The sequence below is a fragment of the Teichococcus vastitatis genome (assembly GCF_003604215.1).
GTDB lineage: Bacteria > Pseudomonadota > Alphaproteobacteria > Acetobacterales > Acetobacteraceae > Pseudoroseomonas > Pseudoroseomonas vastitatis.
In genome coordinates, this window is record NZ_QXGS01000007.1 from 25,683 (window position 1) to 38,506 (window position 12,824).

General features: G+C 71.1%; 13 protein-coding genes. 4 read left to right on the forward strand and 9 right to left on the reverse strand.

Annotated elements, in window-relative coordinates; translation table 11 throughout:
• Positions 1 to 59: 59 nt before the first annotated feature.
• From D2K64_RS11565 to aceA, 3 genes are all read right to left on the reverse strand, one after another.
• Positions 60 to 941 carry a DMT family transporter gene (locus D2K64_RS11565; protein WP_120008522.1) on the reverse strand — a complete coding sequence of 294 codons (882 nt, stop codon included), beginning with the start codon at positions 939 to 941 and terminating at the stop codon, positions 60 to 62.
• Positions 942 to 1,093: 152 nt separating this feature from the next.
• Positions 1,094 to 1,255 carry a hypothetical protein gene (locus tag D2K64_RS24370; protein ID WP_157985818.1) on the reverse strand — a complete coding sequence of 54 codons (162 nt, stop codon included), beginning with the start codon at positions 1,253 to 1,255 and terminating at the stop codon, positions 1,094 to 1,096.
• 29 nt (positions 1,256 to 1,284) lie between these two features.
• Complete coding sequence (gene aceA, locus D2K64_RS11570; protein ID WP_120008523.1) at positions 1,285 to 2,622, reverse strand: isocitrate lyase; 1,338 nt, start codon at positions 2,620 to 2,622, stop codon at positions 1,285 to 1,287.
• Between the two features lie 156 nt (positions 2,623 to 2,778).
• On the opposite strand from aceA, the gene D2K64_RS11575 reads away from it, so the two are divergent.
• The 4 genes from D2K64_RS11575 (at position 2,779) to D2K64_RS11590 (ending at position 5,956) form a co-directional block, all read left to right on the forward strand.
• On the forward strand, positions 2,779 to 4,173 hold the full coding sequence (locus D2K64_RS11575; protein WP_120008524.1) for a helix-turn-helix domain-containing protein: 1,395 nt from the start codon (positions 2,779 to 2,781) through the stop codon (positions 4,171 to 4,173).
• Positions 4,174 to 4,289: 116 nt separating this feature from the next.
• Positions 4,290 to 4,634: a hypothetical protein gene (locus D2K64_RS11580; protein ID WP_120008525.1), complete on the forward strand. Its 345-nt coding sequence runs from the start codon at positions 4,290 to 4,292 to the stop codon at positions 4,632 to 4,634.
• 130 nt (positions 4,635 to 4,764) lie between these two features.
• Positions 4,765 to 5,487 (forward strand): aspartate/glutamate racemase family protein, encoded by a 723-nt coding sequence (locus tag D2K64_RS11585; protein WP_157985819.1) that lies wholly within the window; start codon positions 4,765 to 4,767, stop codon positions 5,485 to 5,487.
• Between the two features lie 31 nt (positions 5,488 to 5,518).
• Positions 5,519 to 5,956 (forward strand): PaaI family thioesterase, encoded by a 438-nt coding sequence (locus D2K64_RS11590; RefSeq protein WP_120008527.1) that lies wholly within the window; start codon positions 5,519 to 5,521, stop codon positions 5,954 to 5,956.
• Between the two features lie 74 nt (positions 5,957 to 6,030).
• Here D2K64_RS11590 and D2K64_RS24375 read toward each other — a convergent pair whose 3' ends face one another.
• The 6 genes from D2K64_RS24375 to D2K64_RS11615 form a co-directional block, all read right to left on the reverse strand.
• Positions 6,031 to 6,192 carry a hypothetical protein gene (locus tag D2K64_RS24375; protein WP_157985820.1) on the reverse strand — a complete coding sequence of 54 codons (162 nt, stop codon included), beginning with the start codon at positions 6,190 to 6,192 and terminating at the stop codon, positions 6,031 to 6,033.
• Positions 6,193 to 6,294: 102 nt separating this feature from the next.
• Positions 6,295 to 6,882, reverse strand: coding sequence for a histidine phosphatase family protein (locus D2K64_RS11595; protein ID WP_120008528.1), 588 nt, complete (start codon positions 6,880 to 6,882; stop codon positions 6,295 to 6,297).
• Entirely contained in the window at positions 6,879 to 8,141 is a 1,263-nt protein-coding gene (locus D2K64_RS11600) for an MFS transporter (protein ID WP_120008529.1), read from the reverse strand. The genes D2K64_RS11595 and D2K64_RS11600 overlap by 4 nt, the downstream gene beginning before the upstream one ends.
• Positions 8,138 to 9,004, reverse strand: a complete 867-nt coding sequence (gene rsmA, locus D2K64_RS11605; RefSeq protein ID WP_370764764.1) for a 16S rRNA (adenine(1518)-N(6)/adenine(1519)-N(6))-dimethyltransferase RsmA — start codon at positions 9,002 to 9,004, stop codon at positions 8,138 to 8,140. The genes D2K64_RS11600 and rsmA overlap by 4 nt, the downstream gene beginning before the upstream one ends.
• Entirely contained in the window at positions 8,964 to 10,289 is a 1,326-nt protein-coding gene (locus tag D2K64_RS11610; RefSeq protein WP_120008530.1) for a peptidylprolyl isomerase, read from the reverse strand. Before D2K64_RS11610 ends, rsmA begins: the two co-directional genes overlap by 41 nt.
• A 68-nt stretch (positions 10,290 to 10,357) precedes the next feature.
• Positions 10,358 to 12,769 carry an LPS-assembly protein LptD gene (locus D2K64_RS11615; RefSeq protein WP_120008531.1) on the reverse strand — a complete coding sequence of 804 codons (2,412 nt, stop codon included), beginning with the start codon at positions 12,767 to 12,769 and terminating at the stop codon, positions 10,358 to 10,360.
• Between the last annotated feature and the right edge of the window lie 55 nt (positions 12,770 to 12,824).

The window sequence follows — 12,824 nt, forward strand, 5'->3', positions numbered from 1 at the left end:
TCCTACCGGCGGATCAACCCTCGGGTAAATGGCCTTCCCGGCATTGGGTGGATATGGGTTCAGCGTTTCCGGCGCGGCCAGGTGGCCAGCCCGATGCTGCCTAGCATCAGCGCGAGGCCCGCGCCGTGCAGCGGCCGGAAGGTTTCACCCAGCACCAGCACGGCGACCAGCGCGGCGCTGGCCGGCAACAGGGCGCAGAACACGCCCGCCACCCCCGCCGGGGCGCGCAACAATCCCTGATACCACAGCAGCAGGCACAGCACCGAGGCGGTCAGGCTGTGGAACACCAGCAGGCCGGAGATCATGGGCTGTCCCAGCGCCGCCGCCGAAGCCAGCACCGGCAGGCAGAAGGGCAGCAGCATCAGCGTGCTGAACGCCTGCATCCAGAAGCTGGCGGTGATCACGGGAACCCGGCCGGAGATGCGCTTGGCAAGCAGCACATAGGCGGCCTCGCCGCAAACGGCGAGAAACACCAGCGCGTTGCCGAACAGGCTGCCCCCGCCATTGGCCGCGCCCTGCGCCCCGGACGCCAAGGTCAGCGCACCCATGCCAGAGGCGGCCAGCGCCGCCGCAGCCCATTGCCGCGGCGCCAGACGCTCCCGCAGCCACAGGGCCGAACCCAGGGCGATCACCGCCGGCAGCGTCGCCAGCACCAGCCCGGCTTCCAGCGCCGTGGTGTGGCGCAGCCCGGCCAGCAGGGCGGTGTTGTAGAGCAGCGTGCCGAGCAGCGCCTGCGCCGCCAGGTTCGCCAGCGTGGCCGGGGGCAGGCGCAGCTGGCCATCGCGGGCGCGTGCCAGCGGCCACAGCACCACGCAGGCCAGAAGGCAGCGCAGCCCGACGATCATGGCCACCGGAAGGGCACCGGCCAGCAGCTTGGCCACCGCCACGTTGACGCCGACCAGCGCCATGGACGTGGCCAGCTGAAGATAGGCAACCAGCATGCGCGACCTGTTTCCGGGGCAGGGGCGCGCACCATGTCAGACCCGCCGCCGGCGCGCCATCGGCCGCGATGCGCGCGGCTGCACGGTGCGAAGGCACGAAAAAACCGGGGGATCGCTCCCCCGGTTGAGGTTCAGTGAGGGAGGGCTGAGGCTCAGTGACCCATCTGGTCGTCGCGGAAAGCGGTGCTGGGGGTCGGCACCGCGGCGGCATTGGCGGCCGGCTTCATGCCGTGCTGGGACGGCGCCATCGGCGGCTCGGTGGCCCAGGAATGACCGTGCACCAGGCCGTCATCATAGTCCTGCTCATTGATCATGGTTGTTCTCCTGTTTCGGTGGGGTGTTGCTACTGCGCCGCCACGGGCGCCGGCGCGGGGTCGTCGTGGAACTGCGCCGTCTCGGTGCTGTGCGCCAGCGCCGTGGTGGAGGAGGTGCCGCCCGAGGCCGCCGTGGCCACCGCGTCGAAATAGCCGACGCCCACCTCGCGCTGGTGGCGTGTCGCGGTGTAGCCATCCGCTTCCGCAGCGAATTCGGCTTGCTGCAGCTCGGAATAGGCGGCCATGCCGCGTTCCTTGTAGCCGCGCGCCAGCTGGAACATCGCGTGGTTCAGCGAATGGAAGCCGGCCAGGGTGATGAACTGGAACTTGTAGCCCATGGCGCCGATCTCGCGCTGGAACCGCGCCGCCGCCGCCTCGCCCATTTTGCGTTTCCAGTTGAAGGAGGGCGAGCAATTATAGGCCAGCAGCTTGCCCGGGAATTCCCGATGGATGGCTTCCGCGAAGGCGCGCGCGTCGTCGAGGTCGGGATCGGAGGTTTCCCACCACAGCAGATCGGCGTAGGGCGCATAGGCGAGGGAACGCGCGATGGCGTAGTCCTTGCCGACGCCGGGCTTGATGCGGAAGAAGCCTTCCTGCGTGCGCTCGCCGCTGATGAAGGGCCGGTCGCGCTCGTCCACATCGGCGGTGAGCAACTGCGCACTCTCGGCGTCGGTGCGGCACAGCAGCACGGTGGGCACGCCCTCCACGTCGGCGGCGAGGCGCGCCGCGTTCAACGTGCGGATGTGCTGCGAGATCGGCACCAGCACCTTGCCGCCGAGATGGCCGCATTTCTTCTCCGACGCCAGCTGGTCCTCGAAATGCACGCCGGCGGCGCCCGCCTCGATCATGGCGCGCATCAGTTCATAGGCGTTCAGCGCGCCGCCGAAGCCGGCCTCGGCATCGGCGATCACCGGCGCCATCCAGTGCGTCGTGTCGCCGCCATTCTTCCCGTTGGCGCCTTCCAGATGCGCGATCTGGTCGGCGCGGCGCAGCGCGTTGTTGATGCGCGTCACCACCATGGGCACCGAGTTCACCGGATACAGCGACTGGTCGGGATACATGGTCGCCGCCGTGTTGGCGTCCGCCGCCACCTGCCAGCCGGACAGGTAGATCGCCTTCAGCCCCGCCTTCACCTGCTGCAGTGCCTGATTGCCGGTGAGCGCGCCCAGGGTGTTCACATAGGGCTCGCTGTGCAGCAACTGCCACAGCCGCCGGGCGCCCCTCTCGGCCAGGGTGTGCCTGACGCGGAAGGAGCCGGCCAGTTTCTCCACATCGGCCGGCGTGTAGTCGCGGCGAATGCCGGCGAAGCGCTCACCGCCGGGGGGTGAGGACAGGCCTTCCGGGGCGGTGTTGATCTCGGGACGCATGCTGTTCTCCGGTACGGGGTTGCGGCGTTCTGGCTCGCCGTTCCATGCGTCAATAATTCACATTGCGGGCACTCAATTCACCCCGCATTCTCTCGATGAGGCTGCAACAAGGTGCGGATCTTCACCGACGCTCCGGTAAATCTGTAAAGAATGTAAATGTCCCGCCCGCTGATCGGCCGCAGCATTCGCCGGCTGCGCCAGGAACAGAAGCTGACGCAGCAGGCCCTAGCCGCGCGGCTGGGTATTTCCGCCAGCTATCTGAACCTGATCGAGCATGATCAGCGCGGCGTCACGGCGGCGCTGCTGATCAAGCTCGGGCATCATCTTCAGGTCGATCTGGCGGCACTGTCCGGCAGCGAGGAGCGGCAGACCGAGAGCCACCTGCGGGAAGTGTTCCGCGATCCCGCGTTGGGGCTGGAGGCGGTGCCGGAGGAGGAATTGCAGGCGCTGGCCGGCAGCGCTCCCAACGCGGCGCGCGCCGTGCTGGCGCTGTACCGCGCCTGGCGCGTGGCGCGGGAGGATTCCAGCGGCATCGCCCTGCCCAGCGGCCGGCTGATGATGCTGCCATCGGAGGAAGCACGCGACTTCTTCGGCAACCACGCCAATCATTTCGCCCGGCTGGAGGAGGTGGCGGAAGCCATCGGCCGTGAGCTCGGCGCCGCGCCCGCCGAGCTGAACCACGCGATTGCCGAGCGTTTGCGCCACCGCCACGCGGTGCATGTGCGCGTCGGCCCGCTGGATGGCGCGCTGCGCCGCTACGATCCGGCGAGCCGCATCCTGGATTTGTCGGAATTCCTGCCCCGCGAGAGCCGCGGCTTCCAGATGGCCTTTCAGCTGATGCTGCTGGAAGCGCGCGACGCGGTGGAAGCGCTGCTCGATCCCGCCCCCAGCACGCAGGAAGCCGCAGCGCTGATCCGCATCGGCCTGCTGAACTACGCCGCCGGGGCGCTGCTGATGCCGTATGCGGCGTTCCTCGCCGCCGCCACCGCGCTGCGCTACGACCTCGACCTGCTGGCCGCGCGCTTCGGCGTGTCGTTCGAGCAGGTGGCGCACCGCGTGTCCACCCTGCAGCGCGACGGCGCGCGCGGCGTGCCGTTCTTCTTTCTGCGCGTCGATCCGGCCGGCAATGTGGACAAGCGCTTCTCGGCGGCCGGCTTTCCGTTTGCCCGCTTCGGCGGTTCCTGCCCGCGCTGGGTGCCGCACACTGCCTTCGCCACGCCCGGCAGCATGCGCGTGCAGCTGGCCGAGCTGCCGGACGGTGCCGCCTTTCTCTGCTTCGCCCGCACCACGGCCGGCCCGGCGCTGCGCTGGGGCGAGCCATTGCCGGTGCACGTCGTCGCCATGGGCTGCGACCTCGGCCGCGCCGCCGAGGTGGTGTATGCCGACGGGCTGGACATGGCACGGGCGCGCACCGGCATCGGCCTGTCCTGTCGGCTTTGCGACCGGGAGGATTGCCGCTCCCGCGCCTTTCCGCCGCTGGAGCACCGGCTGGCGCTGGACCCGCTGGAGGAAAGCGCCGTGCCGTGGCGGTTCAGCAAGCCGGGGCACTGAACCCTGCGGCCGGCGCTTCTTTTTGACGGGCAGCGGCAGCCTTCCCGCTCGCGCCCGCGTTTCTCTATGGCCACAGGCGTGAACGCCTGCGAAGCACAAGAACGAGGAGAACGCCCATGAGAACCACGACCGCGGGTTTGGCGCTGCTCGCCGCGTTGCTCACCGCCCCGGCCATCGGAATGGCGCAGTCGTCGCAAGGATCCTCCGGCCAGACGCCGCAGGGCAATCTGCAATCTGGCGCTGCCATGAACGATGCGCAGCGGCGTTCCTCCGGAACGCCGGACTCGGGCACCGCGACCCAGCCACCGTCGCAGACCCACAGCCCGCGCCCCTCGGGCGCGGCCAACACCCCGGCGCGTCAGCGCCCGGAAGGCAATCTGGGGTCGGGCGCGGCGATGACCGGCTCGCAAAGGCAGTCCACCGGCGCGCCGGCCACCGGCGGAGCCCCGCCGGCGCGCTGAGAGTCTCAGGGCGCCGCGGCCCCTGAAACGAGGAAGCCCGCCTGCCGGGCGGGCTTCCTCCGCGATGCCTTGCGCAACTTCCCCCGGACCGGCCCCGGTGTCAGGCTGCCTGGCGGAGGCCCCTGCACCGATGCGCATCCTGCTGCTGAACGGCAACACCGACATGGCCATGACGGAGCGCATGCTGGCGCTCGGGCGGCAGTCCCTTCCGCGACTCGGCCTGCCGCATCTGGAACTGGTGCCCGCCACCGCCCGCTTCGGCGCCCGCTACATTGCCAGCCGCAGCGCCGCCGCCATCGCCGGGCACGCGGTGCTCGAGCAGGTGGCCGAGCATGCAGGCAGCGTGGACGCCGTGGCCATCGCCTGCTTCGGCGACCCGGCCTTGGATGCAGCGCGGGAGCTGACCGGCATCCCGGTGGCGGGCATGGCCGATTCCAGCCTGGACGAGGCCCTGGCCCTGGCCCCCCGCATTGCGCTGCTGACCGGCGGCACGGCCTGGGTGCCCATGCTGCGGGAATTTGCCGCCTCCCGGGGGCATCCGCCGGACCGGGTGATGGTGCGCGCCGTTGGTCCCACCGGCGACATGATCGCGCGGGAGCCGGAACGCGCGATGGACCTGTTGGAGGAGGCCGCCGCGCAGGCGGTGGCCGACGGCGCCGGCGTAGTGGTGCTGGGCGGCGCGGGGCTTGCCGGATTGGCGCCATGTCTGGCACCGCGCCTGTCCGTGCCGGTGCTGGATAGCCTGGATTGCCTGCTGCGGGGCGCTGCGCGGGCACGGCCGATGCCGGCGGGGCCAGCGCGCGCGCCCGTGATCGGCCTGGCGCCGGCGCTGGCCGCGCGGCTGGCCCCTTGACCCTGGCGCCGGAAGCCGCCCCCATGGCGGCATGAGCAAGATCATCCCGGGCGAGCATTCCGCCCCCTATCACGACCTGATCGGCATGCACCTGGAGGAATGGCGCGACGGCTTCGCCCGCCTCTATTGCGAGCTTGGCGAGCAGCACATGAACCGCAGCAACATCGTCCACGGCGGCGTGCTGTTGTCGATGATTGATCAGGCGGCCGGCTATGCCGGACTGTGGTGCAGCGTGCCGGGCAACACCCGCAAGGCGGTCACCATCGACCTGGATTGCCGCTTCACCGGCCAGGTGAAAGGCGGCCGCATCGTGGCCGAGGCGAAGATGGTGTCGCGCGGCCGGAATATCTTCTTCGTGCGCACCGAGGTGTTCGATGAAGGCGGCACCCTGGTCGCCTTCGGCGCTTCCACGCATCGCTGGCGTGCCGGCAGCGAGACGGTGGAGGGCAGCCCTTCAGCCGAGGCGTAGTTCCGGCTCAGGGCTTCGGGCGAGGCACCGGCGGTGGCGGGCTCCCCAGCCCGCTCCCGGTCCGGCGTCCGGTATCAGCGGTAGCGCCAGTCCTCGGCGTCGGTCGCCGGGATCTCGGCCACGGCGTCGCTCAGCACCACGGACAACAGCTGGGCCGGGGTGGTGCCCATGGCCGTGGCGGTTTCTTCGATGGCTTCGGCAAGTTCGTCCGGCAACTCGATGGTCATCTCGGTCATGGGGGAGGGCCCGCTTCCTGTTTTAGCAGCAAGCACAGAACGCGCCGGGCAGGGCTTGGATGCGGCAACAATGCTCCTGCCCGGGATTTTGCCGCGGAGTACTCAGCCGGGCAGCGCGGCCTGCTCCATCCGCTGCCAGCCGCACAACAGGGCGCGGTCGCTGCGCCGGAAGGCGAACAGGTTGCCGCCGCCGCGCCCGGGCTGGTCGGCGTCGCGGCCGATCGGGCGCCCCGCCAGGTGGCACAGCAGCAGCGCCCCCACCGCACCATGCGCCACGATCAGCACGTCGCCGGGCGGCGCCTCCAGCGCCTGCTCCACCGCCGCCACCATGCGCGACTGGGCGTCCGCGGCGCGTTCCCAGCCGCGGATGCTGGCTTCGGGCTGGGCGAAGAAGGCGTCGGCGACGCGCTCGAACTCCTCGGGCGGCAGGTATCCGGTGGCGGAGCGGTCATTCTCTCCCAGGCCGGGGATCACCCGCGGCTCCAGGCCGAGCTGCGCCGCCACCACGCCGGCGGTATCGCGCGCCTTTCGCTCGGCACTGCTGACGATGTGGCGGATCCCGCCGATCCAGGGGCGTTCCAGCAGCGCCCGCATGCGTGCCAGGCCGACATCGGACAGCCTCCAATCCGGCACCGGGATGGCGGGGTCGATCGCCACCTCAGGGTGGGTCAGCAGGATGGCGCGGCTCATGCAGGGGACCTAGTGTGGACGGTGAGCAGGATGGCCCCGCCAAGCGTCAGGAAGCCCAGCACGGTGGCCATGCCGGCCTGCTGGCTGCCGCTGGCGGCGGTGACGCCGGCCAGCACCGCCGGGCCCAGGAAGCCGGTGATCCGGCCGGACAGGGCAAACAGGCCGAAATGCGCCGTGACGTCCCGGGGCGGAGCCAGCGCCGCCATGAAGGAGCGGCTGGCCGATTGCGCCGGCCCCATGAACAGCCCCAGCACCAGGGCCAGGGCCCAGAAGGCGGTTTTGCTGTCCACCAGCACCAGGGCAGTGCCCACGGCGATGATCGCCGCCAGCGACACCAGCACGGTGTTGCGGGCGCCGAGCAGCCGGTCCTCCAGCAGCCCGATCGCGGCGGCGCCCAGCCCGGCAGTGATGTTCAAGGCGATACCGAACATCAGGATCTCCTCGAACGCCATGCCGTGGCGGCCGGCGGCGTAGATGGCGCCGAAGGCGAACAAGGTGTTCAGCCCGTCAGTGTAGAACAGCCTCGCCAGAAGAAAGCGGCCCATGGCGGGATTGCGCGGCAGGCCGCGCAACAACCGGCCGATCTCGCTCAGCCCGCGACGGATCGCGTCGCCCCAGGAGGGGCGCGGCGGCGGCGGGTCGGGCAGGGCCAGCAGCACCGGCCAGCCGAAGCCGATCATCCACACCGCCACCAGCACGGCGGTGGCGCGCACATGCTCGGCCGCGGCGCGGTCCAGGCCGAAGGGCGAGGGGTCAGGCTGCACCAGGGCGAACAGCGCCACCAGCAGGCAGCCCAGCCCGCCGGCATAGCCGAGGCCCCAGGCCAGACCGGACACGCGGCCCAGCTTTTCCGGCGGCGCCACGCTGGGCAGCATGGCGTTGTAGAACACCGTGCCCAGCTCGAACCCCACCGTGGCGACGCCGACGCAGCACAGTGCCCACAGGGTGGAGCCCGGCCCCGGCGTGGCGAACCAGATCATCCCGGTGGCGATCGCGGTCACCACGGTGCAGCACAGCAGCATGAAGCGCCGCCGCCCGCCGGCATCGGCCACCGCCCCCAGCGCAGGCGACAGCAGCGCGATGGCGATGCCGGCCGCGGCCTGCATCCAGCCCCATTGCGCCTGCCCGGTGGCCGGATCGGCGGCGATGCCCTGGGTGAAATAGGCGGCGATCACGAAGGTGGAAACCACGGTGGGAAAGGCGCTGTTGGCCCAGTCATACAGGGCCCAGGCGAAAACCTTTCCCCGCCCCGCCATCATCCGGCGCGGGCCAGCAGCTGCCGGGCCAGCGACTCGAACTCGGCAACGGACAGCGTCTCCGCCCGCCGCGTGCCATCCAGCCCGGCGCCGCCGAGCAGGGCCTCCGCCTCGCCCAACGATTTGAGGCTGGAGCGCAGCATCTTGCGGCGCTGCCCGAACGCCGCCGCCGTCACCTTCTCCAGCGCCGCCATCAATGCCGGATCGGGCGCCTCGGCGTGCGGCACGAGGTGGACGATGGCCGACCACACCTTGGGCGGCGGCGAAAAGGCGCCCGGCGGCAGGCGCATCGCCATGCGGCAGTGGCAGCGGAACTGCGACAACACCGCGAGCCGCCCGTAATGCTCCGTGTCGGGGGCGGCGACGATGCGCTCGGCCACCTCCTGCTGGAACATCAGGGTCAGGCTCTCGAACAGCCGGGCCTGGTGCAGCCAACCGATGAGCAGGGGCGTGCCGACATTGTAGGGCAGGTTGGCCACCACCTTGCGCGGCGCCGGCAGCAGCATCTCCGGATCGATGCGCAGCGCGTCGCCCTCGACGATCCGCAGGCGGCCGGGATGCGCGGCCGAGAGTTCCTCCAGCGCGGCGATGGCGCGCCGGTCCAGCTCCACCGCCACCACGGCGGCGGCCGGGCTGTCCAGCAGCGCGCGGGTCAGGCCGCCGGGGCCAGGACCGACTTCCAGCACCTGCCGCCCGTCCAGCGGCGCGGCTAGGGCGGCGATGCGGCCGCACAGCGTGGCATCCAGCAGGAAATGCTGGCCGAGCGACTTGCGCGGCGCCAGCCCGTGCCGGGCGACAACATCGGAGAGCGGCGGAAGCAGCCGCTCAGCTCCGCATCTCGATCGAGGCGCGGCGGCGCAGGTCACGCTGCAGCTGGCGGGAGGTCAGCTCGATCCGGTCGCGCAGAATGGCGAGTCGCGCCTGATCCGGCGTCAATTCGGCCATGTTGCGGGTTTCCTTGGAGCAGACCGCGATCACCAGGACCCCCTCGGGCGTGATCAGCGGCTGGCTGGCGCGGTTCACCGGCAGGCCGGCGACGATGTTGCGCAGCGGCGGCGGCTGCATCGCATCGAGGCGCAATGCGCCGCCCGGGTCAGCGGGGCGGTTGCCGCCCTGGGCGGCGGCTTCCACCGCCGGGCAGGCGCGGCCTTCCAGCGCCCGCGCGCGCTCCACTGCCTGGACCTGCTGCTGGGTCGGCGCCTGCGGGTCGAGCGGCGTGGCGAAGCCGAAAAAGGCTTGGCGCAGCGTGACCAGCGTGGCCAGGTCCCGTCCCGTTTCGCGCTTCTGCCGCAGCGTCACGATCTGGAAGCCGCCGGGCACGCGCACCGGGTTGGCGATGGCGCCCTGCGGCATGCGGTTGACCACGTCGGCCACGGCGGGGTCAAACTCGTCGGCGCGCACCCAGCCCATATCGCCGCCCTGCAGGGCCGTCTGGCTCTGGCTGAACTGGGTGGCGGCGGCCGGAAACGGAACGCCGGCGCGCAGCTGGCCCACCACGTCATCCACGAAGCGGCGCACCTCGGGCTCGGCGGCCGGATCGTCCACCGGGATGAAGATCTCGGACACAAGGAATTCCGGCTCGCCGATGCGGGCATTGTGGCCGGCGATGTATTCGTCGACCCGCGCCTGGCTGATCTGCCCCTGGGCGCCGAGCTGCTGGCGCACCAGCCGCGACCAGCCGATCTGGTTGCGGATCTGGTCGTACAGGGCGCGCGGCTGCACCCCGCTGGCGCGCAGCTGCTGCGCCAGGCCGCCGGAAGGAAGGCCGTTGCGGCTTTCGATCTCCGCCACCGCGGCGGCAACATCGGCATCGGCCACGGGAATGCGGCGGCGCTGCACTTCCTGCAGGCGCAGCCGCTCATCGACCAGCAGGCGCGTGACCTGCGGCCGCAGCCGGGTCAGCACCTCGGGGGCCGGACCCATGCCGGCGTTCAGCGCGAACAGCCGCGCCCGGTTCGTCACCTCGCTGGCGGTGACGATGTCGCCGTTCACCACCGCGACGATGCGGTTGGTTTCGGCGCCGGCCATGCCGCTGGCTCCGGCCGCGGTGCCGCGCTGCGCCCAGGCGGGCGCGGGCGACACCAGCGGCAGCAGGGCCGCCAGGGCCAGGGCGGGGAAAAGGGCGCGGAGGGGGGCGGAGGCGCGTCGCATGGCCCGTTTCCTAATGCAGATCCGGCCAAACGGAAACCGGCCAGCGCGGCAGCCGCGCCGGCCGGTGCTCAGATAGCACGGAAGCCGAAATCACCGATGGTCTTGAAGGACAGGCGGAACAGCAGCACGGTTTCGGAAGGATAATAATTGGCCCGGCTGCTCGGCTCCGCATAGCTCTTGGCGAAATGGGCGCCGAAAATCAGGCACTCATCCTCGTAGGTCAGGTTGGCGCCAACGCCCACGGCGCGGTTCAGCTCCAGGTCGTAGCGGCCATAGGTGCCGGCGCTCCAGTAGCGGCTGATCTGGGCCTGCACATTGCCTGCGATCTCGCGCCGCTCGCGGGTCGTGACCAGCGCGTCGGAGGGAATGGTGTAGAGGTAGCTGGCGCCGACGCTGGCGCGGCCGAAGCTGACGCGGGCCTGGGTTTCCACCAGCCGCGCATCCAGCCCTTCCTTGTCGAGGCGGGTGCGGCCGATCAGGTCCAGCCAGGGGGTGGGCGAGAGCCGCACCCGGCCAACCCAGTCGGATTCCTGGTCGCGCAGGCCGGATTCCTCCCGGAACACTTCCTCCTCGCTGGCGCGGAAGGAGCGGCCGACCAGGCCCTCCACCTGCCCGCCATTGGGGAAGAACCAGGCCCCGCGCAGCGCCGCGTCGACCCGCGTGCCGCCTTCCTGCCGATCCCGGCCGTTGAACCGGTTGAGCTGGAACAGGTTGGCGTCGGTGAACTCGAAGCCGTAAGTGTCCTCGTTGGCGATCAGCGTCTGCCGCCCGGTAGCCGGGCCGGTGACCACCTGCACGCGCGGCTCGACCAGCTGGCTGCCGTAATCACCTGCGCTGCGGGTCAGCGGCAGGCGCCAGTCGAGGCCGAGGCGTACATTGCCCTGGGTGTTGGTCACCGAGCTGCGGCTGCCATTGTTCGGCGCCTGGTCGAAATCATCCACCCAGCGGCCAATTCCGTCCGCCTGGCCGCGCAGCGTCCAGACGGCGCCCATGCTGTCGATCGACGGCCGCTCATAGGTGAGGCGCGACGCCACCCGGCGCGTGTCGGTGCCCTGGGTGCGGGTGATGGCGAAGGCATTGACGTCCCAGGTCGCATAGCCGCCGAAGCGGTCGCGCCCGAACCAGCGATCGGCGTACAGGTTGGGGAACACGAACGGGATCTGCCCCGTGTCGTCCACCTCCGACAGGCCCTGGTAGAAGCGGGTGTCGGCGCGGACATAGCTTTCCGTGCCCCAGAAGCCTTCCACAAACAGGTCGGAGGCCAGCTGCCGCTGCGAGGGATACCGCCAGGCGCGCAGATAGGCTTCGGAACTGGCACGGTTCAGGTTGAAGCCGGCGCGCCAGTTCTCGTCGATGGCAAACAGGCCCTTGGAGAAGATGTGAGCGCCAAGGCCTTCCTCGTCCCGCGCGCCGTCCCGCTGGCCGGCCGAGGCATTCAGCTGCAGCTGGCCGGAATTGAAGCGGCGGCGGTAGTCGATGCCGAGCGCCGGGTCCTGCTTGGTGGACAGCGTGGGCGACAGCGTCAGGTCGGAGCTCTGGTCGATCGCCCAGTAATAGGGCGTCTCGAGGAAGCCGCCGAGAAACGAGGTGGTGCCGAAGCTCGGCGTCAGAAACCCGGACTGGCGCGGCACCGACGGGTCGGGATGCGACAGGTAGGGCGTCCAGAACACCGGCCAGCCATCCAGCAGCAGGGAGGCATCGCGGTAGCGCAGCCGCTTCTCCGCCTGGTCATGCGTGGCGTAGCGGGCGCGCAACTGCCACAGCGGCGGCGCCGTCGGGTCGTCGGCGCACAGGTCGCAGGAGGAATACAGCACGCGCGACAGGTCGAGGATGGTGCCATCGGTGCGGCGGGCGCCGTTGGCCACCATGCGGCCATTCTGCGCCAGCCGGGCGGAAAGGCCCTGCAGCACGCCGTCGCGCATGTTCCCGGTCAGCTCGGCGCGGTCGGCGAACAGCACCTGGCCATCCGGCTGCAGGAGCTGGACGTTGCCCTCGGCCACCGCGATGCCGGTCTCGCGGTTGTAGGTGAAGCGGTCGGCGCGCAGGATGCGCTCGTTCTGCCAGGCTTCCACCGCGCCCGACGCGGTGACCAGGTTGTTGTTCCGGTCGTATTCCACCTGCTCGGCGGTGAAGGTGACGGGGGCGTTGTTGCCGGTCTGCTCCGGATTCGCGGCGCCCGGCGGCAGCGGCGCCGGCGCGCTGGTCGGGCCGGAACTCAGGCCGGCGCCGCCGGCGGTGGCCGGCTGGCCCAGCGCGTCGGGGCCGGACACGCCCGGCGCGCCGGGGATCTGGCCGGGACCCCCGGACGGCAGCACGGCGGCGCCGCCGCCCCGCGCATCTTCCTGCGCCTGGCCACGTCCGGCCGGAGCGGCCACGGCGAGCAAGGCGACGCCGCCCAGCAGCAGGGCACGCCAGCCCGGAGCCGCGCGGCTCCGTCCGGCAATCCGGTTCGCCGCGGGAAACGCCGAGGCCTTGCGCATGGCTTGCTCCATGCCGCCTGCATAGCCGCTTCGGCCGGCGCCGGCGAGAGGCCCC

Excerpts from the sequence above, each read along its gene's own strand:
- D2K64_RS11565 (WP_120008522.1), bottom strand. The coding sequence starts at position 941 with ATGCTGGTTGCCTATCTTCAGCTGGCCACGTCCATGGCGCTGGTCGGC.
- D2K64_RS24370 (WP_157985818.1), bottom strand. The coding sequence starts at position 1,255 with ATGATCAATGAGCAGGACTATGATGACGGCCTGGTGCACGGTCATTCC.
- aceA (WP_120008523.1), bottom strand. The coding sequence starts at position 2,622 with ATGCGTCCCGAGATCAACACCGCCCCGGAAGGCCTGTCCTCACCCCCC.
- D2K64_RS11575 (WP_120008524.1), top strand. The coding sequence starts at position 2,779 with ATGTCCCGCCCGCTGATCGGCCGCAGCATTCGCCGGCTGCGCCAGGAA.
- D2K64_RS11580 (WP_120008525.1), top strand. The coding sequence starts at position 4,290 with ATGAGAACCACGACCGCGGGTTTGGCGCTGCTCGCCGCGTTGCTCACC.
- D2K64_RS11585 (WP_157985819.1), top strand. The coding sequence starts at position 4,765 with ATGCGCATCCTGCTGCTGAACGGCAACACCGACATGGCCATGACGGAG.
- D2K64_RS11590 (WP_120008527.1), top strand. The coding sequence starts at position 5,519 with ATGAGCAAGATCATCCCGGGCGAGCATTCCGCCCCCTATCACGACCTG.
- D2K64_RS24375 (WP_157985820.1), bottom strand. The coding sequence starts at position 6,192 with ATGACCGAGATGACCATCGAGTTGCCGGACGAACTTGCCGAAGCCATC.
- D2K64_RS11595 (WP_120008528.1), bottom strand. The coding sequence starts at position 6,882 with ATGAGCCGCGCCATCCTGCTGACCCACCCTGAGGTGGCGATCGACCCC.
- D2K64_RS11600 (WP_120008529.1), bottom strand. The coding sequence starts at position 8,141 with ATGATGGCGGGGCGGGGAAAGGTTTTCGCCTGGGCCCTGTATGACTGG.
- D2K64_RS11610 (WP_120008530.1), bottom strand. The coding sequence starts at position 10,289 with ATGCGACGCGCCTCCGCCCCCCTCCGCGCCCTTTTCCCCGCCCTGGCC.
- D2K64_RS11615 (WP_120008531.1), bottom strand. The coding sequence starts at position 12,769 with ATGCGCAAGGCCTCGGCGTTTCCCGCGGCGAACCGGATTGCCGGACGG.